The 20,075-nt window shown below is 70.1% G+C and carries 21 protein-coding genes and 1 pseudogene; 10 read left to right on the top strand and 12 right to left on the bottom strand.

Going from position 1 to position 20,075, the window contains the following annotated elements; all coding sequences use genetic code 11:
* Positions 1-2: 2 nt before the first annotated feature.
* The 3 genes from ACGFNU_RS46630 to ACGFNU_RS46620 all read right to left on the bottom strand — a co-directional run bounded on the left by ACGFNU_RS46630 (position 3) and on the right by ACGFNU_RS46620 (position 3,019).
* A complete protein-coding gene (locus tag ACGFNU_RS46630; RefSeq protein WP_392603151.1) occupies positions 3-818 on the bottom strand; it encodes a hypothetical protein in 816 nt (271 codons plus the stop codon).
* A gap of 130 nt (positions 819-948) precedes the next feature.
* Positions 949-1,581, bottom strand: a complete 633-nt coding sequence (locus ACGFNU_RS46625; protein WP_392603150.1) for a TnsA-like heteromeric transposase endonuclease subunit — start codon at positions 1,579-1,581, stop codon at positions 949-951.
* Positions 1,582-2,041: 460 nt separating this feature from the next.
* Positions 2,042-3,019, bottom strand: a complete 978-nt coding sequence (locus tag ACGFNU_RS46620; protein WP_392603149.1) for a neutral zinc metallopeptidase — start codon at positions 3,017-3,019, stop codon at positions 2,042-2,044.
* 68 nt (positions 3,020-3,087) lie between these two features.
* Here ACGFNU_RS46620 and ACGFNU_RS46615 point away from each other — a divergent pair, with 68 nt between their 5' ends.
* The gene (locus ACGFNU_RS46615) at positions 3,088-4,818 is read left to right on the top strand and encodes a DUF2207 domain-containing protein (protein ID WP_392603148.1); all 1,731 of its coding nucleotides are present in this window, start codon (positions 3,088-3,090) and stop codon (positions 4,816-4,818) included.
* A 50-nt stretch (positions 4,819-4,868) separates the two neighbouring features.
* On the top strand, positions 4,869-5,090 hold the full coding sequence (locus ACGFNU_RS46610) for a hypothetical protein (protein WP_392603147.1): 222 nt from the start codon (positions 4,869-4,871) through the stop codon (positions 5,088-5,090).
* A 93-nt stretch (positions 5,091-5,183) separates the two neighbouring features.
* Here the strand turns inward: ACGFNU_RS46610 and ACGFNU_RS46605 are convergent, their stop codons facing one another.
* Both ACGFNU_RS46605 and ACGFNU_RS46600 read right to left on the bottom strand, forming a co-directional pair.
* The gene (locus ACGFNU_RS46605; RefSeq protein ID WP_392603146.1) at positions 5,184-5,732 is read right to left on the bottom strand and encodes a flavoprotein; all 549 of its coding nucleotides are present in this window, start codon (positions 5,730-5,732) and stop codon (positions 5,184-5,186) included.
* 372 nt (positions 5,733-6,104) lie between these two features.
* The gene (locus tag ACGFNU_RS46600; RefSeq protein WP_392603145.1) at positions 6,105-6,494 is read right to left on the bottom strand and encodes a helix-turn-helix domain-containing protein; all 390 of its coding nucleotides are present in this window, start codon (positions 6,492-6,494) and stop codon (positions 6,105-6,107) included.
* A 191-nt stretch (positions 6,495-6,685) separates the two neighbouring features.
* On the opposite strand from ACGFNU_RS46600, the gene ACGFNU_RS46595 reads away from it, so the two are divergent.
* The 5 genes and pseudogenes from ACGFNU_RS46595 (at position 6,686) to ACGFNU_RS46575 (ending at position 9,518) form a co-directional block, all read left to right on the top strand.
* Positions 6,686-7,099: an ATP-binding protein gene (locus tag ACGFNU_RS46595; RefSeq protein WP_392603144.1), complete on the top strand. Its 414-nt coding sequence runs from the start codon at positions 6,686-6,688 to the stop codon at positions 7,097-7,099.
* Positions 7,100-7,221: 122 nt separating this feature from the next.
* A pseudogene (locus ACGFNU_RS46590) lies at positions 7,222-7,440 on the top strand (FadR/GntR family transcriptional regulator); the annotation flags it as partial.
* 36 nt (positions 7,441-7,476) lie between these two features.
* On the top strand, positions 7,477-7,905 hold the full coding sequence (locus ACGFNU_RS46585; RefSeq protein ID WP_392603311.1) for a FadR/GntR family transcriptional regulator: 429 nt from the start codon (positions 7,477-7,479) through the stop codon (positions 7,903-7,905).
* A 14-nt stretch (positions 7,906-7,919) separates the two neighbouring features.
* Positions 7,920-9,116, top strand: a complete 1,197-nt coding sequence (locus tag ACGFNU_RS46580; protein ID WP_392603143.1) for a CynX/NimT family MFS transporter — start codon at positions 7,920-7,922, stop codon at positions 9,114-9,116.
* A gap of 90 nt (positions 9,117-9,206) precedes the next feature.
* Positions 9,207-9,518, top strand: a complete 312-nt coding sequence (locus tag ACGFNU_RS46575) for a hypothetical protein (protein WP_392603142.1) — start codon at positions 9,207-9,209, stop codon at positions 9,516-9,518.
* Here the strand turns inward: ACGFNU_RS46575 and ACGFNU_RS46570 are convergent.
* A complete protein-coding gene (locus tag ACGFNU_RS46570; protein ID WP_392603141.1) occupies positions 9,515-10,471 on the bottom strand; it encodes an asparaginase in 957 nt (318 codons plus the stop codon). The two genes, ACGFNU_RS46575 and ACGFNU_RS46570, sit on opposite strands and share 4 nt — an antisense overlap.
* Before the next feature lie 242 nt (positions 10,472-10,713).
* Positions 10,714-11,541 carry a 3-keto-5-aminohexanoate cleavage protein gene (locus tag ACGFNU_RS46565; protein WP_392603140.1) on the bottom strand — a complete coding sequence of 276 codons (828 nt, stop codon included), beginning with the start codon at positions 11,539-11,541 and terminating at the stop codon, positions 10,714-10,716.
* 65 nt (positions 11,542-11,606) lie between these two features.
* Between ACGFNU_RS46565 and ACGFNU_RS46560 the strand changes: the two genes are divergently transcribed.
* A complete protein-coding gene (locus ACGFNU_RS46560; protein ID WP_392603139.1) occupies positions 11,607-15,200 on the top strand; it encodes a BTAD domain-containing putative transcriptional regulator in 3,594 nt (1,197 codons plus the stop codon).
* Between the two features lie 7 nt (positions 15,201-15,207).
* On the opposite strand, the gene ACGFNU_RS46555 is transcribed toward ACGFNU_RS46560, so the two are convergent.
* On the bottom strand, positions 15,208-15,900 hold the full coding sequence (locus tag ACGFNU_RS46555; RefSeq protein WP_392603138.1) for a hemerythrin domain-containing protein: 693 nt from the start codon (positions 15,898-15,900) through the stop codon (positions 15,208-15,210).
* 73 nt (positions 15,901-15,973) lie between these two features.
* Here ACGFNU_RS46555 and dtd point away from each other — a divergent pair, with 73 nt between their 5' ends.
* Positions 15,974-16,399 (top strand): D-aminoacyl-tRNA deacylase, encoded by a 426-nt coding sequence (gene dtd / locus ACGFNU_RS46550; RefSeq protein WP_392603137.1) that lies wholly within the window; start codon positions 15,974-15,976, stop codon positions 16,397-16,399.
* Positions 16,400-16,432: 33 nt separating this feature from the next.
* Here the strand turns inward: dtd and ACGFNU_RS46545 are convergent, their stop codons facing one another.
* The 4 genes from ACGFNU_RS46545 to ACGFNU_RS46530 form a co-directional block, all read right to left on the bottom strand.
* Positions 16,433-16,930 (bottom strand): hypothetical protein, encoded by a 498-nt coding sequence (locus tag ACGFNU_RS46545; RefSeq protein WP_392603135.1) that lies wholly within the window; start codon positions 16,928-16,930, stop codon positions 16,433-16,435.
* A gap of 133 nt (positions 16,931-17,063) precedes the next feature.
* Positions 17,064-18,173, bottom strand: coding sequence for a YgfZ/GcvT domain-containing protein (locus ACGFNU_RS46540; RefSeq protein WP_392603133.1), 1,110 nt, complete (start codon positions 18,171-18,173; stop codon positions 17,064-17,066).
* A gap of 10 nt (positions 18,174-18,183) precedes the next feature.
* Positions 18,184-18,600 carry a Fur family transcriptional regulator gene (locus ACGFNU_RS46535; RefSeq protein WP_392603131.1) on the bottom strand — a complete coding sequence of 139 codons (417 nt, stop codon included), beginning with the start codon at positions 18,598-18,600 and terminating at the stop codon, positions 18,184-18,186.
* 320 nt (positions 18,601-18,920) lie between these two features.
* Positions 18,921-19,421, bottom strand: a complete 501-nt coding sequence (locus ACGFNU_RS46530) for an FABP family protein (protein WP_392603130.1) — start codon at positions 19,419-19,421, stop codon at positions 18,921-18,923.
* A gap of 157 nt (positions 19,422-19,578) precedes the next feature.
* Here ACGFNU_RS46530 and ACGFNU_RS46525 point away from each other — a divergent pair, with 157 nt between their 5' ends.
* Entirely contained in the window at positions 19,579-19,941 is a 363-nt protein-coding gene (locus ACGFNU_RS46525) for a DsrE family protein (protein ID WP_392603129.1), read from the top strand.
* Positions 19,942-20,075 lie beyond the last annotated feature (134 nt).

Genomic DNA, 20,075 nt, shown 5'->3' with positions numbered 1-20,075 from the left:
CGTCAGCCGGAACGCGCAAAGCGAATGGTGTAAAGATCCAAGGCCAACGTGAGATGCACCGTGGTCGGTTCACCGAACACGCTCTCGCGGACCATCACCGGCAGCACGGTGGTGTCCAGCGCGACGACCTGCCCGGGACGTTCGATCAGTACGTGCCCGTCCGAGGACGGCAGGTCGGCCGACCGGGCGTAACGCTGCCGAGCGCCGCCCGGGCCGAACCAATCGATCCAGACCCGCCGCAGGGTGTTGTAGGAAGGAACGACAACGTCCGCGCCGAACCGCTCCCGCACGTACTGGTGGATCTTACGTTCCCGGGTCCGCATGCTCACCCGCGACCCGTGCAGCGTCTCGGCCCGGACCGCCAGGATCGCCTCCCGGACCTCCTCACTGACGCTCGGGTGGCCGCCGGACTCCCGCAGCCATCGTTCGTCAGCGACCCCCACCAGCCCGAACCGGCGACGGCCCTGTTCCCAGCGGATCAGCGTCCGGTATCCGACCCGGTCAAGCCCCAGCAACCGGGCCTCTTCCCGTTCCAGAGCCGCCAGTTCGGCGACCTTGGCCAGCCGTCGCCCGGTCAAGGTCGTGGCATCGGGGTCGTAGCACGGCTTGGGCTCACCTGCCCCAGGCCGTGCTGGGTCCCCGCTGCGGAAACCGGTGTTCACCTCCAGCAAGTGCGCCAGCCGCAGCTGCGCCAGCCGACGTCTGGCCGGTGTGAGGTCGTCGACGCTCGGCGGTTGACGTCCCCGGCCCGCCCCCGACATCGCCGTCCGCGACGACGTCCGGCACCGGGGATGATTGGCCAGGAACTTCAAGCTCACCCGCTGACGCGTCCCGTCAGCCGCGATCAGGCAGACCCGGCCCAGGTGGGGTTCGCGGCGCTCAACCGTCCACTCAGCGCCGTCCAGGATCACCCTGCGCCAGCAGACAGATCCAGCGGCTCGGCCCGGTTCATGGCGTCTCCCGCCTCAGGACCCAGGAGTCGTCTGTCAGCGGCTCGCTCAGATCGATTCCCAACTGCCTGCGCCAGAGCAGCCGCAGCAACTGGGCGCGCGAGACCGCTGGCGCCTCGGTGTTCGCGGCCAGCTCACCGAACGTTGCCCCGCCCGTCGCCGCATCCAGCAGCGTAGGCTCCAGATTCAACGGATCGGTCTCCAGCAGCCGCCGGGAGGCCAGCGTTCCCAGCGTCGTCGCCACGTTGGCCCGCCAACGCGAGACGACCACGTAGTGCCAACCGCCAGCCAGCGCGGCTTCCGCAGCCGCGGCGAACCCCCACCAGTCCTCATTTGCGATCCGGTCGTGCGGACGGACGTCGATCAGCCAGACCCCGCGGCGCGAGATCGCCAGGAAGTCGGGGATGTGGTTGGCCCATCCACTCACCGTGGTGAACCTCAACCGCAACGGCTGGCTGATCACCTCGATCAGGTCACCGGCGAAGTCGAGGGCGAGCAGAACCTTCGCCTCTTCCAGGCTCTCAAACCCGTGCTGCCGTCCCGTGCTGACCAGATACTGCAGCCCCGGACGATGACGCTGCGTCCGCCGCCACGAGAACCAGCGGACCGACCCAGCAGCCTCGACCCGCATCCCTCCCAGGTCTCGGACCGGGCAGGCCACCTCATTCCCACCCAGCCGCAGCGTCGCCGACCACCGCCGCGGCCAGCCCTCGGACAGATCCAGCCCACCGCGCCCCGCCGCCAGCGAAACCGACTCGAACAGATCACGCCAGCAGCACCGATGCGACCACACAGGCGCGCCCCGGGCCCCGACGTTCACACCACCCTCTGCCCCATCGACGCGTCGCCTCACACTCCGAGGCAAGCACGTCCCCACACGCTACGTACACGAATCCGTCCGGACCGTACGTGACAAGTCGATTGCGAACAGCGTCCAGGTGACAAGAATCTTGAGCAATCGGTGACAACCATCCTGGCGAACGGTCAGCCTGTATCGCAGGTCAGAGCACAGCCCGTGTGACAACTAACGTGGCGAGTCACATCCGCTGACCAGCATGTCAGCAGCGTGATCAAAAGGGTTGGGGGCGTCGTCAGTTGACGGTCGAGGGGGGCGCGGTCCACGTGTTGCACACCGCGAGCTGCCGGCCCTTGAAGCCCTTGATGACCCAGCCCGCGTAGTTGCGGCCGGAGCCGTGGTCGCGCCGGTCGACCGGCTGCCGCTCGTCCCCCCGGCCCTGTACGTCCACGATCATCGCGACGTACTGCGCCCGGGTCATTCCGATCGTCAGGCGCTCGGCCCCCAGGAACGCCCCGGCGAAACACTGCGCCTGGAGCTCGATCCGGCGGCTCGCCGCGTTCCGGCCCGCGGTGTCGGACTGCTCCATCTCCTGGTGCCCGTACGTCAGGATGCCCGAGGTGTCCTGGACGTGGTGGCCGTACTCGTGCGCGATCACGCGGGCGAACACGGCGAAGTGCGACAGCGGCTCGCCACCGGAGGTCTCGACGATGTGCCGCAAGCCCACGTACATCGTGTTGTTGGCCGGGCAGTAGAACGCGGACGCGCCAGGGCTCGGATAGGTGCCGCAGGGGCTCCGGCCCGGACCGCTCCAGAAGACACGCTTGGGCGGCGTGAACGGTACGTCCGCCTTGGCGAACTGACGGCTCCACGACGCGTCCAGGCAAGAGCTGAGCGCGTTCATGAACCGGTCCATCGAGGCGACTCCCGGAGCGATGAGCGGCACCCGGCACTGGACCGGCGTGAGCGCACCCGTCCGGTAGAGCTTGTTGTCGGTGGCCGTCTCGCGGGTCACCCGCTCGCCGCCGCGCCCGCCCGCGCCGCCGCCCTGCCCACCGGCCCCGTCGGCGAGCGACGAGAGGACCGAGAAACCGAGGATCGCCAGAACGCCCAGCGCGGCCACCACACCGGCCAGGCCAACCACGAGACCACCGGCCGTGCGCTTGGGCGGACGGCGCGGCGGCTGGTAGTAGTACGGCGGCGGTGCGCCGTGAGCAGGCAGGCGGTACGGCGGTGCCGGCGCGGGTGCCGGTGGGGGGTGGTGGCCTGCCATAGCAAAAAATCATCCCATAGTGGCCGCCCCCGGCCCGCCCGCCTGGCGTACCGGTACGATTTGCGGCCATGTTGGGTCGCCTGCGGCCAGTGGTCGCCTCCGTGGCCGTCGCCGCGTTCATTCCCCTGACCGCCGGCGCCGCGTCCGCCGCCGATGTGCCGGACGCCGCCGCGGCGGCCGAACGCGTGATCAAGGACGAGGTCACGCTCAAGGTCGGGCCGCGCGGGGTGACGCACGCCCGCGAGACGATCGTCTACGAGTTCGGCGGCACCCGCGAGCTCAAGCGGACCTTCGTCACCCGCACCCACGACAGCGTGACCCGCGACCGCGTCTACAAGGTCGAGAACGTCAAGGCGACCAGCCCGGACGGCGGCCCCACGACCGTGTCGACGTCCAGCTCGGGCACCCGCACCACCGTCAAGGTCGCGGCCCCCGCCAAGCTCACCGGCCGCAAGACCGTCGTCCTCGACTACGACGTCAGCGGCATCACCACCCCGCTCGGCGGGGCCGAGGAGCTGCGCTGGACCGCGCTCGGCGGGTGGAAGGTCCCGTTGGACGCCGCCCGGGTGACCGTGGACGGCGGCACGATGATCCGCAACATCAACTGCTTCGCCGGGCCGCTCGAAGGCTCGATCGGCTGCACGCAGTTCTTCACCGACCACACCCGCACGCGCGGCGAGTTCCGGCAGGACCAGATGCTGCCGGACGAGTACGTCACCGTCGTCGTCGGCCTCCCCGCCGGCACCACCAAGGCCCAGCCGATCTACGAGCGGCGGCACACGGTGGCGACCGCGTTCTCGGTCAACGGCATCACCGGGAGCGCCCTGGCGGGCCTGCTGCTCCTCCTGCTGGGCGGCGTGATCGCCGTCTATCTCCTCCGCGGCCGGGACGCCCGCGTAGTCGCGCAGAAAGCCGCCGAGGGCGACCACGCGCCCCTCGCGGGCTCAGAGTTCGAACCACCGGACGGCGTCCGTCCGGGCCAGATCGGCACCCTGATCGACGAGCAGGCCGACGTCATCGACGTGACCGCCACGATCGTCGACCTGGCCGTCCGGGGCTACCTGCTGATCGACGAGGAGGACCGCGAGGTCACCGGCCGCCTGGACTGGGAACTGCAACGCCTCGAACGCCCGGTGGACGATCTGCTCGCCTACGAGCGCCTGCTCCTCGACTCGCTCTTCACGGCCCCCGACGGCAACCCACGCCCCGCGGTGAAACTCTCAGCTCTAGGCGGCACATTCGCGAACAACCTGGCCAAGGTGCGTTCCGCGATGTACGACGACGTGGTGGCACAAGGCTGGTTCGCCCGCCGCCCGGACACCGTCCGCTCCCGCTGGACGATCACCGGCTTCGTCCTGACCGGCCTAGGCGTCCTCGGCACGATCGCCCTGGCCCTCTTCACCGACCTCGCCCTGGTCGGCCTCGCCGTGATCATCGCCGGGGCGGCCCTCGCCTACGGCGGCCAGTACATGCCGGCCAAGACGGCCCGGGGCGCGACGGTCCTGGCGCACACCATCGGCTTCCGAGCGTTCCTGGAACGAGGCGAGATCGCAGAATCCGATCTCGCCGCCCGCCAGCGCATCGCGCTCTTCTCCCGCTTCCTCCCCTACGCCGTGGTGTTCGACCTCGTCCCCAAGTGGGCCAAGACCGTCGAGAACGCGGGCGAGCGGGCCAAGGGCGCCGACAACCTCTACTGGTACGAGGGCCCCGCCGAATGGGACCTCTCGAAGTTCGCCGAGTCGATGCGCACCTTCACCCTCACCACCTCGGGCTCGATCTCCCAATCCCGGGGCCTCTAAAGGATTGGACACCTCCTGTCGGGTAGGGGCCCGTACAGGAGGTGAACGGCATGCTGGCAGAAGCATCCCCGACCGGTGCGAACATCCTTCTCATCGTCGGGCCGATCGTTCTCGTCCTGGCGCTCGTCCTGGCGCTCGGGCTGGCCATATACGCCAAGCGGAAGCGCCTGCGCCACCCGGAGCGAGTCCAAGGCGAGCCCACCAAGCGAGGCCCCGTCGCAGGCGGCATCATCGAAGGCGACCCAGGCCAACGCAACGCAGGCCGTAGCTAGAGCACCCCTGCCTGTGGTGAACACCGTCACTCCCGGTCCTCCGCCACAGGCAGGGGCTAAAAGCTAAAAAGCAAGGCCCAGACCCCCACCCCTTCAGTGGCATCCCTCAACGGCATCAAGGGCCGACTTCCAAGGACAACCGTCCAGCCGTGTACCACCCGTCCCTGGCGGATGTGGCTCGAACTCGCCTGGCCCGAACAACACTTGCACTCCCATCGCGCGCAATTCGTCAAGGCTCCGCTCAAAGACCGGATTCGCGGCCAGGGCCGAGTTCACAAAGGGAAGCACCGCTGTGACCACCCCCAGCGGCACCAATTCGGCCAGCAACCCAAGCGCATAGTTGTCCGCGATGCCATGCGCCCACTTGTTGATCGTGTTGTGGGTGGCAGGCGCGACAATGATCGCGTCCGCTTGCGGTAGTCGCCTCGACTCACCCGGCCTTCTGTACCGGCTGCGCACCGGGTGGCCGGTGAGAGTCTCAAGCGCTGCGGGGTCCACAAAGTCGGCGGCAGCAGGAGTGGGCACCACGCAGACGCCCCATCCACGTCCATGCGCCAGCGTGATCAGCCGATCGACATGGGGTGCGGGTCCCGCACCGCACACGATCACGTACAAGATCCGGCCGCTGTCCACATCTGTCACACGGACAGTCCAGCGGCACTGGCAAGGCGCCGCGACCGGGACGCACTCCGAACGTCGTCTCTCCTCGTCCAGAGCTCGGCTATGAGATCGCGGACGGTTGGTTTTGCTGGCCGCATGCACCCAAAGCGTTACTCGGGTGGATTGGAGTAGGCGGAGAGGTCAACGGGGCGTCCCATCTCCCATAGCTCGGCGACATGAAAGCTGAACCTGTCGAACAGCCCGTCATCCTGGCATTTATGAAGGTGGAGCATCGGAGAGTCATGACCGACGAGCCGTGCCAAGTGGGGAGTGACGAGCATGTCGTCATCGAAACGGAACACGCTCATGGCGATGTGATCGTCCCCGAACCTCACGTCGAGGTTCGGGACACCGTCAAGTTTGCTCAGCTCGGCGAGTGTGATCCTGCTTACGACGGAGGACGGCGCCGAGATTGGAGAGTTCGAGCCAGAGGAAGTAGTTGGTGAAGCCCGCGAAGATCAGGTTTTCGGACGCATCCGTGATCAAGTTCCGCCATACCGACTTCGGGCAGGCTGACCTGTAGGGATATGTGGCTACGATCTCGCGATCAGGCCCGGTCTTGACGTTTCGACGGATTCCGTCCGGCCACAACATGGACTCATCAACTCCTAGAGCCTCCGCCGCTGCCCATCGATGCCCGGGGTGTGGCAGGCGACCGTCATTGGTGATCCATCGAGCGACCGTCTTGGCATCCACACCGCACCGTTCGGCCAACTGTGTCTGTGTTAGCTGAGCGTCGGCCATGGCCCGCCGGAGCGCGTCGTTTGACGACGTTGCTCCACCTTTGAGCCTAGGACAGTACGGACGCTTTCAAAAGGTATCTGGAAAACGTCCTAGGCGTCCCATGAACGGCGTATGGCCGTCCTCGTGGCCGGACCAGTGTGGAGCCACAGTCGACTCGCAGAAGATGGATCAAGGATGGTCACATGTGCGCTGTGAACGAAGATCCATTTATTTTCACCGTGGCGCTGAAGCCGGTGAATATTGCGATCAGGGAAGCGCGGGACATCGCGGCGTTCGCGTGGGCGCACTGGCAGTTCGGGGATGCCTACATCGTTCGGCTGGTCGTCTCTGAACTGATCACTAATGCGGTCAAGGCATCGAGGGATGATCAGCTCATTGTCTTCCGCTGTTATCTGGGCGGCTCGGGGCATCCGGTCATCGAGGTGTGGGATCAGTCTGCCGAGCCAGTCGTCATGAAGAGTGCCGATCCGGCCTCGACGGGTGGGCGCGGGATCTTCATCGTGGATCAACTGGTCGACGACTGGACCGTGGAGAGCCTGGCTGAAGGCGGGAAGCTGATCCGGGTCGTGCTGAGAGTGGAGGCCACGGAGGGGGTCGACCACTGAGGGGGTGGGGGTCTAGGGGCTTTCCCCCAGTTCTGATGAGGCTGTCCGAGCGTAGTGAGGGCCTTGTCTTTGCGGGGCTCTCGAGGCTGGAGGTGTAAGATGTCTGACATCTTATATTTGGGGTGGTTCGGGTGGCTTTGAGTCCTGTGCCGGGCGGGTCGACTGTGGAGGCCGTGCTTGAGCAGCTTCAGGGCGAGGTGACGGCTGGGGTTTGGCGGATTGGCGATCGGATTCCTGGGGAGCTTGAGCTTGCTTCGCAGTTAGGGGTCAGCCGGCCTGCGGTGCGGGAGGCTATCCGGGCTCTGTCGCATGTCGGGGTGTTGGAGGTACGGCGGGGCGATGGGACCTATGTCCGGAGTGGGGCTGATCCTCGGCCCTTGTTGAGGCGGGTTGAGCGGGCCAGTTTGCGGGATGTCTTTGAGGTACAGCTCGCTTATGACGTCCAGGCTGCTCGGCTGGCGGCGCGGCGGCGTACGGATGCGGATCTTGCGAGGCTTGGGGAGTTGCTGAGCGCTCGGGCGGCCGCGGTGGGGGCGGCGGAGTTCGGCGCTGCTGACTCGCGATTTCACTTGGGGGTTGTGGAGGCCACCGGGAATGTCGTGCTTATTGAGGCTTGCCGGTTCTTTCTGCGGCGGCTTGGTGAGGCCTTGAGCACCTTGCGGCTCGATCAGGCGGTCCCGGAGGCCAGTCAGGAGGCGCATCAGGCCGTGGTTGATGCCATTGCGCGGCGGGATGTCGAGGCCGCTGGGCTTGCGGCTGCGGCGATCATCGAGCCTAGTCTCGCTGCTCTGGAGACGTTGCTGTGACGCGGCGGGCGCTCATGCAGTTGGTGTTCATCGTGCTGGTCGCGGTCAATCTGCGGCCCGCGATTGTGGCCGTTGGGCCGGTGCTGACCGAGATCAGTGACGAGTTCCGGCTGTCGGGCACGGCGGCGGGGGCGCTGACTACTTTGCCGCTGGTCTTTTTCGGTGCGTATGGGCTGCTGGCGCCGTTCTTGCGGCGGGCACCGCGTCATGAGTCGTTGCTTATCGGGGCCATGGTGTTGTTGGTCGCTGGGCTGCTGCTGCGGCTCGTCCATGCACCGGTGGCGTTGTTCGCCGGGTCGCTGGTCGCCGGGATCGCCATCAGCATCGGCAACATCGTGATGCCCGCGATCATCAAGCGGGACCATCCGGATTCGATCACTACGGTGACCTCTATTTACACGGTGGCCGTCACGGTGGGTGCGGCTGTGTCGTCGGGGCTGGCGGTGCCTGTCGAGGACGTCTTGGACAGCTCGTGGCGGGTTCCGCTGGGGTTGCTGATCATTCCTGCGAGTCTTGCGGCGGTGGTCTGGCTGCCACGGGCCCGGCGGGCGGCGCATGCGGCGCGTGTGAGTGCCAATTCGTCTCGGGCCTTGGCAGTACATGTCTGGCGTTCGCCGCTGGCCTGGCAGGTCACCATTTTCATGGGGGTCCAGTCGCTGCTGGCGTACGTGGTCGTCGGGTGGCTGCCGACGATCTGCCAGGACCGGGGCTTGGCTGAGGCTCCGGCTGGTTACGTGCTGGCTTTGTCGAGCCTGATGCAGGCGGTGGGCTCCTTGTCCGTGCCTCTTTTGGAACGGAGGATGCGCGACCAGCGGCCCCTCGTCGGCGCCGTGGTGGTGGCGAGCCTGATCGGGTTCGCCGGGATCGCGTGGGCGCCGATCGGGTCGGTGTGGGTGTGGTCGGTCGTGCTCGGCTTCGGGCAGGGGCTCGGGTTCGCGACGGCTCTTTCGTTTCTGGGGCTTCGGGCGCAGGACGCTCGGGTGGCCGCGCAGCTCTCTGGGATGGCCCAGGGCGTCGGTTATGTGATCGCGGCCATGGGGCCCTTGGCCATTGGCGCGCTGCATGACGTCACAGGAGGTTGGACCGTTCCCATGGTGGCCACGCTCGTGGTGGTCGCCGGGCTGGCGTTCCCTGGGCTGGCCGCTGGTCGTGATCGCTCTATTGCCGCTCCCGTGGTCGAAAGGGAGCCCTTCAGGTCAAGTTCGCTCTAAGTGGTGCAATGTCTGCATTACGAAAGAACTGAACTTCCGCAGGTCTTCGTACCTTTGAGGGGCCAGGCAACCGGTACGAGGGGAGTTCGCATGGGCCCGGAGATCATGATGGCCACCGGGAACAGGCTCGGCGACGGGTTCGGGTTGTGGCTCGGGCCGATCGTCGTCGCGCTGGCGCTGATCACGTTCCTCGCCATGACCTCGCTGGGGCTCAAGAAGACCAACGCCGCCGCCCGCGCGGCGGAGCTGGGCGAGACCGAGCCGATCAACGTGCCGGTGCAGCACCACGGCCCGGAGCACGAGGTCGGCGGCGGCTTCTACCGCTACACGCCCGGAATGTACTCGCACAGCTACTCACCCGAAGAGGTCGCGGCCCGCGAGAGGGAGCTGCAGCGCGCCTAGACGAAGAGCCCTTCGGCCGGACGGATCGCTCCGACGGTCCCGTCACCGCCGTGCAACTGGATCGTGGCCAGGTCGTCGAGGGCGTCCGCGTCGATGCCGAGGGCGCGCAGGAGGGCCACCGTCACGGGGGTGCGGGCCCGCATCGAGCCGTCGTCGACCTTCACGGCTCCGGCGCGTCCGTCCGCGTACGCGAACGCGTCCACGCCCTCCGCGCCGCATTTGACCAAGAGGCCTGGAACGGCGTCCATCAGCCGCCGCTCCTCGCGGCGGGTGCCGGACGTCCACTCCGGGTGTTCGCGCATCGTGTCCGCCACGCGCCGTTCCGGGGTGCCGGGGGCGGCCAGGACCAGGGCCCGGAACGCCCGGGCCACACCGGTCGCCGAGATCGCGAAGAGCGGGGCGCCGCAGCCGTCCACACCGACCGCCACGGGCTTCTCACCGGAGAGTTCCTCTACGACGGTTTGTACCGCCTGCTGGAGGGGGTGGTCGGGCGCCAGGTAGGAGTCGGTGGGCCAGCCGGCCACCACGCAGGTGGCGAGCATCCCGGCGTGCTTGCCCGAGCAGTTCATCCGGAGCCGCGACCGGTCGCCGCCGTTCCGCGCCACGTCCAGGCCCACCTCGGGTTCCAGGGGCCATTGCGCCGGGCACTGCAGGAGATCAGCCGACAGTCCGGCGCTGGCGAGGATCTTCTCCGCGCCCTCGACGTGGAAGCCCTCGCCGGAGTGGCTGCCCGCCGCCAGGGCGAGCAGTTCACCCTCCAGGACGAGGCCGGACCGGAGCATCGCGACCGCCTGCATCGGCTTGTTGGCCGAACGCGGGAAGATCGGGGCGTCGGGCGTGCCCACGCGGACGGCCAGCGAGCCGGCGGCGTCGAGCCCCACCGCCGACCCGCGGTGCCACGACTCCACGAAGCCGGAGCGCTCGACTTCGACCAGCACCGGATTGACCTGCATGTTCACCCCTCAAATGCCCAGACGTTCCTTACCAGGATATTGCCAACAAAGACCCTGGTCGGGATAGTCCCGGGCCGCCGCCTTCACGGCCCGGGATCCTCCCGCGCCACGGCGTCAGCAGCGGGGTTTCGAGGCCAGCGGGGTTGCCGCGTCAGCAGCAGAGTTGCGAGGCCAGCAGGGTTGCGAGGCCAGCAGGGTTGCGAGGCCAGCAGCAGGGGTTGCGGGTCAGCAGGGTTGTGGGGTTAACGCGGTCTGACGCCTAGGAACTCGCGGGCTGCGGCGGCGTCCATCGGCGGTCGCTGGGCGAAGCGGGCGATGGCTGCGGCTCGTTCGACCAGCTGCGCGTTGGAGGCCACGGCCTCGCCCCTGGCGTAGGTCAGCGTGTCCTCCATGCCGACCCGCAGGTGCCCGCCCGCCGACAGCGCCGCGAACATCACGGGCAGCGACGTCCGGCCCACGCCGGTCGCCGACCAGGTGGCCCCCTCGGGCAGCGCGTCCACCGCCGCGACCAGCGTGCGCGTGTCGCCCGGCATGCCGCCGGGGACGCCCATCACCAGGTCGCAATGGACGCGGCCGCCGTACGGGGCGCCGTGCTTGTCCAGCAGCCGGTGCAGCGCGGCGACCTGGCCGAGGTCGAACAGCTCGAACTCCGGAACGATCTCCAGCTCCCGGGTCCGGCGGTAGAGCTCGACCATGAACGGCCACGGGTTCATGAAGACCTCGTCGCCGAAGTTGACCGTGCCGCACGTCAGCGAGCACCCGTCGGGCGCCGCCTCCAGCACGCGCAGGCGATCTTCGTACGGGTCGGTGACCGCCCCGCCGGTCGACAGCTGGACGATCAGTCCCGTCGACTCCCGCAACGCCTGGACCGTGTCGCGCAGCCGCGCGAGGTCGAGCGTCGGCCGTGCCGAGTCGTCGCGGATATGGACATGGACGACCGCGGCGCCCGCGGCCTCGCAGTTCTTCGCGGTCTGCACCAGCTCGTCGAGCGTCACCGGCAGCGCCGGGACGTCCGCCTTCGCCGACTCGGCGCCCGTGGGCGCCACCGTGATGAGCGTCATTGCTCCCATGTTCGAATGATCTGTCCTGCCTGGGCCCTCCCGCAAGTGAGGCGCACGGGACATCATGGGCGGCGATGAGGTTTCAGGTGCTGGGCCCGCTGGCCGCGAAGGACCCCGACCGGGGCTCCGTCGAGCTGGGCCCGCGCCGCCAGCGGATGGTCCTGGCACGGCTCCTGGTCGCGGGCGGCGGGGTCGTCCCGGCGGAACGGATCATCGAGGAGCTCTGGCCCGGCGACCAGCCCGTCCGGGCCCTCGGCACCCTCCAGACGTACGTGTCGCACCTGCGCCGCGCGCTGGAGCCGGACCGGCCGCCGCGGGCCCCGGCGTCCCTTCTGGTGAGCGCGCCGCCCGGGTACGCGCTGCGCGCCGAGGTCGTCGACGCGCGGCTCTTCGAGGAGGAGGTGCGCGCCGCCGACCAGAGCCCGGACCCGGACGAGGCGCTGCACATGCTGGACCAGGCGCTCGGCCGCTGGCTCGGGCCCGCCTACGCCGACGTCGCCGACCAGGAGTGGGCGCGGCCGGAGATCCTGCGGCTGGGAGAGCTGCGTGCGCACGCGGTCGAACGGCGCTCGGCGCGTCTCCTGGAGACGGGTCAGGCGGCCGTCGCCGCCGGGGAGCTTGAGGCGTTTCTGGCGGTCGAGCCGCTGCGCGAGGAGTCCTGGCGTCTGCTCGCCATCGCGCTCTACCGGATGGGCCGTCAGGGTGAGGCTCTCGGCGCCCTGCGGCGGGCCCGCACGATGCTCGCCGAAGAGCTGGGAGTCGATCCCGGGCCGGGCCTGCGGGACGTGGAGACGGCGATCCTCGCGCAGGATCCCGTCCTCGACGCCGTCCCGAAGATGAAGCCGCTGGAGCTCATCGAGCCCCCGAAGCAGGCCGCGACGGCCTCGCCCGGAATCGCCCCGCCTGGGACCGTTCCGCCTGGGACCGTCCCACCCGGGTTCGCTCCGCCCGGGACCGTTCCCCCCGGCGCCGCCCCGCCCGGGGTCGTTCTGCCCGGGGCCGTTCACCCCGGCGCCACCCTGCCTGGGACCGCCCACCCCGGAGCCGTCCCGACCGGGGGCGCGCCGTCGCCGGGGCGTGTGCCTGAGACCGGGCTCTTCGGGCGTGCGAACGATCTCGAACAGCTGACGCGGACCGCCCAGTCCGCCGAGGCCGGCCGCCGCCTCCGCACGGCGGTCGTCGACGGCGAGCCCGGCATCGGCAAGACCGCCCTGCTCGAAGTCCTCGCGGTCGGCTTGGCCACGGCGGGCTGGCGCGTGGCGTGGGGTCGCTGTCCCGAAGCCGGAGGGGCCCCGCCGCTGTGGCCCTGGCACCAGGTGATCACGACCCTCGTCGGAGAGCCGCCGGGCGCCGCCGACCGGTTCCAGACCTCGCGGGCGGTCACCGACCGGTTCGCCCGCACCGCCGACCCCAGGCCGGTGGTCGTCCTCCTCGACGACCTGCACAGCGCGGACGAGGGCACGCTGGCCGTGCTGCGCGACGTGCTGGGCGGCCCGCCGCCCGCCATGCCCGTCCTGGTCGTCGGCACCTACCGGTCTGCGGAGGTGAGCGGCCCCCTGGCCGACACCCTCGCGGTGTTCTCCCGTCAGGGAGCCCTCCGGTTGCCGCTCGGGCCGCTGCCCGACGCCGACGCCGCCGCGCTCGTCCGGGCGGTCCAGACCCAGGAGGGCACCGCCGACCGGGTCGATCCGGGAGCGGTCGCGAGCATCGTCGAGCGCGCCGGCGGCAACCCCTTCTACCTGCGCGAACTCGCCCGCCTCCCCGTCGGCGCCTCGGCGGGGGCCCCGTTCACCCCGCCCCCGGCCATCCCCTCCCCGGCGGCCGGGACCGAACCTGACGCCGACGAGGCGCCCGCGGAGGTCCCCGCCGGGATCGCCGAGGTGATCAGGCTGCGCATCGCCCGGCTGCCCGCGCTCACCCGCAACGTGCTGCGCGTGGTGGCCGTGATCGGGCGCGAGGCCGACGTCCGGCTGGTCGTGGCGGCGCAGCGGCAGGATCCCGACGACGTCTACGACGCGCTGGAGGCGGCCGTCGTCGGCGGCCTGCTGGAGGAGCCCGCCGCGGGACGGATGCGCTTCGCGCACGTGCTGGTGCGCGACACGGTCTACGGCGACCTGCTGCGGCTGCGGCGGGCTCGCCTGCACGCGGACGTGGGCGCCGCGGCCGAACGGCTCTTCCCCGGCGCGCTCGCCGAGCTGGCCCATCACTTCTCCGAGGCCGCGGTGCTCGGCGAGGCCGACAAGGCCGTGCGCTACTGCCGTGCCGCCGCGGAGGCCGCCGAGCACGCCTTCGCCTACGCCTCGGCGCTGGATCTCTGGGAACGGGCGCTGACCGCGTTCGACCGGGAGGGCATGGCCGGCGGCGACCCGCGCACCCGCACCGAGCTGCTCATCGGCCGGGCCCGCGCGGCGCAGCTCGCCGGACGCCCGCGCTGGGCCCACGACCTGCGCGGCGAGGCGATCCACGCCGCCGAGGGGATCCGCGACCCCGAGCTCACCGCCCGGGCGATCGTCGCGATCGACACCCCGACGCTCTGGTACAGCCGTCCGCGCGGCCAGGTCGACATCGACCTGATCAAGCTGATCCGGCGCACGCTGCCGGACGTCCCGGCCGCGCTCAAGGCGGCGCTGCGGACGACGTACGCGCTGGAGGCGGGCCTGCACCACGATCCGGAGGGCGCGGTCGAGGCCGCGACGGCCGCTGTCGAATGGGCTCGCGGCGCCGGCGACACGCCGGTGCTCGCCGCCGCGCTCAACGCCCTCTACTTCGCCGAACGCAGGCCCGGACGGTACGCGGAGGTCACCCGGACGGCCCTGGAGCTCGAACGGCTCGGCCGGGACGAGCGGATGCCCGGCGTCGAGGCGCTGGGGCTGCTGGCCCGCTGCGTCGAGCTGGGCGCGAACGGCGAGATCGACAAGATCGCCTCGCTCGCCGGGGCCGTCGCGGAGCTCGCCGACCGGTACGAGTTGCCGGTGTTCCGAATGCAGGTACAGCTGGCCGGCGCGGCCCGGGAGCTCGTCCAAGGCGACCTCGACGCCGCCGCGCAGGCGTTCACCTCCCTCGCCGAGACCGCGGCGAGCCGGGAGATGTGGGACGTCACCGGCGCCGGGGTGATCGGGCGGATCTCCGCGCGGCACGCGGCCGGTGAGATCGCCTCCGCCGAGCAGGACGCCCGGCTGATCGCCTCGTTCGACGCCTCGGTGGGCACCCCGCTGCACGCCTGCGCGCTCGCGGCGCGCGGTGACGTCGAGGGAGCCATCTCGCTGTTGCGCAAGGTCTCCGACCCGCCTGAAGACCAGCTGTGGCTGCTGCTGGAGGGCTACCGCGCCGACGCGCTGGCACTGGCCGCCGCCACCGCCGACCTGGACACCACGCCGGCCGGGGCGGGACCCAACGGCCCGGCCAGCCCCCGCGAACTGGCCGGGCCGTTGTACGAGCGGCTGCTCCCCTATGAGCCGTTCGTCTGTGGTGGCGAGACGATGGGCCTGCACATCGGTCCCGTGGCGGCGAGGCTGGCCCGCCTGGCCGGGATCCTCGGCCTCCCCAAGGCCGTGGTCACCGGCCATTGGGAGGCCGCGCTCGCCCTGGCCCGCCATGCCCGCGCCCCACGCTGGCAACGTGAGGCGGCCATGGCCCTCGAACGCCTGGACGACCAAGGTTCTTCCTGAACGCCGGTCAACCGAAGAGCGTCCCGTTCAGACGCTCGTACCTCCCCTTGAAGAGCCGAAACGCCAGCCGGAACGTCACCGGGGTCTTCGACCACGCCACCGCGTCGTCCGGCGGGGTCACCGCGGCCCACCACGAGGCGGTGAACCACAGGCTCCGCTTGGGATAGGCCCTGGTGACGGCCCGTTCCCAGCGGTCGAAGTCCTCCACGGACACGTAGCGGGAGATCGCCGGGAAGATGTCGCGCTCCTCCTCGGTGATGTGCTCGTCGAGCAGGTCGCGCAACCGCAGGGCCTCGACCGCCATGGCCTTCCGGGCCAGCGCGTCGGACGGGTCCGCGCGCAGGCCCGCGGTCGCCGTGCAGAGGGCCGCGAGGATCGGGCCGAGCCGGTCGTGATCGACGCTCAGCGGCTCGATGTCCACCGCGCCCAATGCCGACGCGCGGACGACCGGAAACCCGATCTCGTCCTCGTACCGGTGATGGAGCCGGACGTCGGAGACGAACAGCTCGACGAAGGTCTCCAGCGCCTTGGCACGGCGCTCCGTCAGCACCGTCTCCTCGGCGCGCAGCCGCCCGGCGAGATCGGCGAGCTCGTGGGCGCCGCGCTGGATCGCCCGGTGGGCGATCGTGTAGAGCCGCAGGTCCACCTGCGGATCGGTCGGCCGGCGAGGCCGCACCGTCAGCACCCTGTCCTCTCGCATGACCCCAGCTTGGACCCGCCCACTTGGAGACCACTTTCAGGCGACTTGAACGCACCCGGCAGAATCAGGAGGCATGCGCGCAGTGGTGCAGAGAGTGAGCCGGGCGGACGTGACCGTGGACGGCCGCGTCGTGGGGGCGATCGAGGGGCCGGGGCTCATGGTCCTGGTCGGGGTGACGCACGACGACACCCCCGAGAAGGCGCGCAAGCTGGCCGCCAAGCTGTGGGGACTGCGCATCCTCGCGGACGAACGTTCCGCCTCGGACGTGAACGCCCCGCTGCTGGTGATCAGCCAGTTCACGCTGTACGGGGACACGCGCAAGGGCAGGCGCCCGGGCTGGAGCGACGCCGCGCCGGGCCCGGTGGCCGAGCCCCTGGTGGACGCGGTGGTGAACGAACTGCGCGCCCTCGGCGCCAAGGTCGAGACCGGGATCTTCGGCGCCGACATGAAGGTGGGCCTGGTCAACGACGGCCCCATCACGCTGATCCTCGACATCTGACCCAGCCGGACGCCGGGCTGCGCGCGTTCTCGGTCAGAAGCCGTAGACCATGCCGACGATCGTCACGACGGTGCCGAGCGCGGCGAGGATGATCAGTCCCCGGTCGGTCTGCGCGAGGCGGCCCCGGACCTCCGACGAGACGACCAGGACGCCGGTCTCGCGCTCGGTGCTGGGCGCGGGCCGCTTGCGGAACGGGTTGCGGAGACCGGCCAGCCGCCACACCGCGTCGTTCTTCACCGCCTGGTGCGCGGCCCCGCAGGCGAACAGCCGGCCGCGGGCGGGCTCGCGGCAGGAGAACCCCTGCCGCGTCATGACCCGGCAGATCGTCGGCACCAGCAGGAACTGGTAGAGGCACCACAGCAGCAGCGCGATGAGCGCCAGCCGCCACGACCGGAACCACCAGGCGGCCACGACCAGCACGGCGAACCCGCCCCACCAGACCAGCGCCGACTCACGGCGGCGCCTGCGGCGCAGACCCCGCGTGCCCTTCTTCGCGGTCGGCGGTTCCTCGTTTTCCAGGTTCGCCACCATCGGCAGGGCTCCACCCAATCTCGACCGGCTGACCAAGCCCGATCCACCGCGTGGCCCCCCGCTGACGCGGGCGGGGCGGCGACCGATCGGGGCATCCGTCCACGACAGACGATTTCCCCGTACGGTAGGCGGTTTACGCCCGATTTGCGGCCGTCCTGCGCAAGTCGATCTTCGCGTTGGCACCGGTGTCCGGGGAGACCACGATCTCCTGGCTCGCGGCGACCCCGCCGGCCAGCAGTTCGGCGTCCACCGGGACGTTCCGCTTGACCAGCGCGAGCGCGATCGGGCCCAGCTCGTGGTGCCGGACCGCCGAGCCCACGAAGCCCACCGTGCGGCCCCCCGGAATCTCCACCGGATCGCCGTGCGCGGGAAGGGTGTTGACGCTGCCGTCCAGGTGGAGGAAGACGAGCCGGCGCGGTGGCCGCCCCAGGTTGTGCACGCGGGCGACCGTCTCCTGGCCCCGGTAGCAGCCCTTGCTGAGATGGACGGCCGACTCGATCCAGCCCATCTCGTGCGGGATCGTCTTGTGGTCGGTGTCGAGGCCCATGCGCGGCTTGTGGTCGGCGATGCGCATCGCCTCGTACGCCCACAGCCCGGCGGGCCGCAGCTCGCCCTCGGCGAACGTCGCCAGCGACAACCCCGCAAGGTCAGGAGAGGCCGCCTCGGAGCTGGCCCCGTCCTGCGCGTCGCCCCGCGCGTCGGCCTGGGTCTCGGAGGCGGGCTTCGCGTCCGCCTTGTCGGCCGGGGCGTCGCGCAGGACGATGCGTGTCTCGGTGCCGGCGGCGTCCGGCCAGACCAGCGTCCCGCCGAGGCCGGCGGGCCCGGTGACGACGGCGTAGCGCTCGCTCACGTCCGCCACCTCGACGCGCATCATGAAGCGCATCTTGTCGAGGAACTCCACCAGCGACGGCGCCGCGCCCGGCTCGACGTGCACCCAGACGGCCTCGCCGTCGTCGATCATGTGCAGATGGTGCTCGATGTGCCCGTTCGGGCTGAGCAGCAACGCCTCGGTCGGCTCGCCCGGCCGGAGCCCCTCCAGATGCTGGCTCAGCAGGCTGTGCAGCCAGCGCAGCCGGTCCGCCCCCTCGATCCGGACGACACCGCGGTTGCTGCGATCCACGAAGGCCCTGCCCGCCTCCAGGGCGCGCTGTTCGTGCGCGGGCTCTCCGTAGTGCGCGGCGACCTCCTGGTCGGGCGAATCAGCGGCGACGGCTCCGGGCAGCTTCAGCAGCGGGCTCTCCATGCACTCCAGACTATTTGGTCCGGCAGTTCTTGCAGTCGCCGAAGACAGTGAGGTGGTGCACGTCGGTCTCGAACCCGAAGTCGCGCTCCAGCACCTCCGCCAGCCCGGCGGCGACCTTGGGATCGACGTCGGTGACCGTCTCGCAGCCGCGGCAGACCAGATGGATGTGCTCGGCGTCCTCGGCCAGGTGGTAGTTGGGCGGGCCGTGGCCCAGATGGGCGTGCTTGACCAGCCCGAGCTCCTCCAGGAGCTCCAGCGTGCGATAGATCGTGGAGATGTTGACGCCACGAGCGGTGCGCTGCACCTCGGTGCAGATCTCCTCGGGCGTGCCGTGCTCCAGCGCGGTCACCGCCTCGAGGACGAGCTGCCGCTGCGGGGTGACGCGGTAGCCCCTCGCCCTCAGCTCCTCCTGCCACGTCTCGGCCATGCCCCGAGTCTATGTGCCGCCGGGGTCGCCAGATGAGCTCGCGAAAATTCCACTTGCCCTGATCCGTCCGGCTCGCATAACTTTCGAAGACGCGCGAAAGGAGGTGGTCCAGACAATGCATAGTTCTAGGACTCGCGAGGTGGCTGTCCGCTAGTCGCCGTTCCGCCTCGGAGCCGCCGCCCTCGGCGGCGGCACGCACGGTCGCGACGGTGACCGGCGAAAACCAGGCAGTTACCCGATCCCCGGACTGGTGGACCCGTCCTGTCCACCTCCCGCCACCCGGCGGGGAGGTCCGGGGATCGTTCAATTTCCAGCGTCCGTCAGGCGACCTTCTTGAGCTGCGCGGACAGGTGCGACTGGAGGGGCTGCCCCACCGCGGCCATCTCGTACACCCAGCCGAGGTCGCGCTTGCCGTCCTTCTCCGGCATCAGGCCGTACAGGCGCTTGCCGCCGGTGACCTCCTTGGCCGTCTTGGTGCGCGCCACCACGTCGCTGAGCAGCTCCACCCGGTTGAACGCGACGTTGCCGACGTAGATCTCGACGATCCCGGTGGGGTGCGCCAGCGTCACCTCGACCTGGTTGCCCGGCTGCGGCCGCCAGTAGCCGGTCTCGGTGGCGAGCGGCCGCCCCAGCGAGCCGTCGTCCTCGATGAACCAGCTGCGGCTGGAGTAGATCAGGAACGGTTTCCCGTTGTGGCCGAACGAGATCTCCTGCCCGAAGCGGAACTCCTTGATCGTGGGATAGTCGCCGACGCCGGCGCCCTCCCACGTGCCGAGCAGGAACTTCAGGGGTTCGAGGTCGGGGTGCAGCTGAGGCTCCATGTGCACCGAGCGTAGCGGCTAACGGAGCCGGGCCAGCCGCACGACGAGGAGGATGGCGGCGACCGCCATCAGCCCGAGCACCGCCACCAGGATTCCCGCGTTCACCATGCCGCCCACGGTAGGGGACCCTATCTCCCACGGGGGTTAGGGTGCCGGTATGGCGAGATCTCTGGTGATCAAGGCGACGGCGGGGACCGACGGCGCGGAGCGGTGCAATCAGGCCTTCACGGTCGCGGCGGCCGGTGTCGCCAGCGGCCTGGAGGTGTCCCTCTGGCTGACCGGCGAGTCCGCGTGGTACGCGCTGCCCGGCCGGGCCAAGGAGTTCGAGCTGCCGCACGCCACACCGCTCGACGACCTGCTCGACGTGGTACTGAGGGGCGGCCGGGTGACGGTCTGCACGCAGTGCGCGGCGCGGCGCGACATCGGACCGGACGACGTCATCGAGGGCATTCGCATCGCCGGCGCCCCGACGTTCGTCGAGGAGGCCACCGCGGACGGGGCCCAGGCGCTCGTCTACTGACCGGCAGGCCGAAGGCCCAGGAGCCGGGCAGGCCGGGGGCCTGAGTATCGGGGCCAGAGGCCGGGGTGCGCTGATCGATCTGGTGCGGGGGCGCTGATTGAGCCTCGGTAGAACGGACATAAGCGGCTCGACGA

Origin of the sequence: Spirillospora sp. NPDC048911 (assembly GCF_043198015.1) — a bacterium.
Taxonomy (GTDB): Bacteria; Actinomycetota; Actinomycetes; order Streptosporangiales; family Streptosporangiaceae; genus Spirillospora.
Note: the sequence above shows the minus strand (reverse complement) of the source record. Positions and strands in the feature narration are given on the sequence as shown.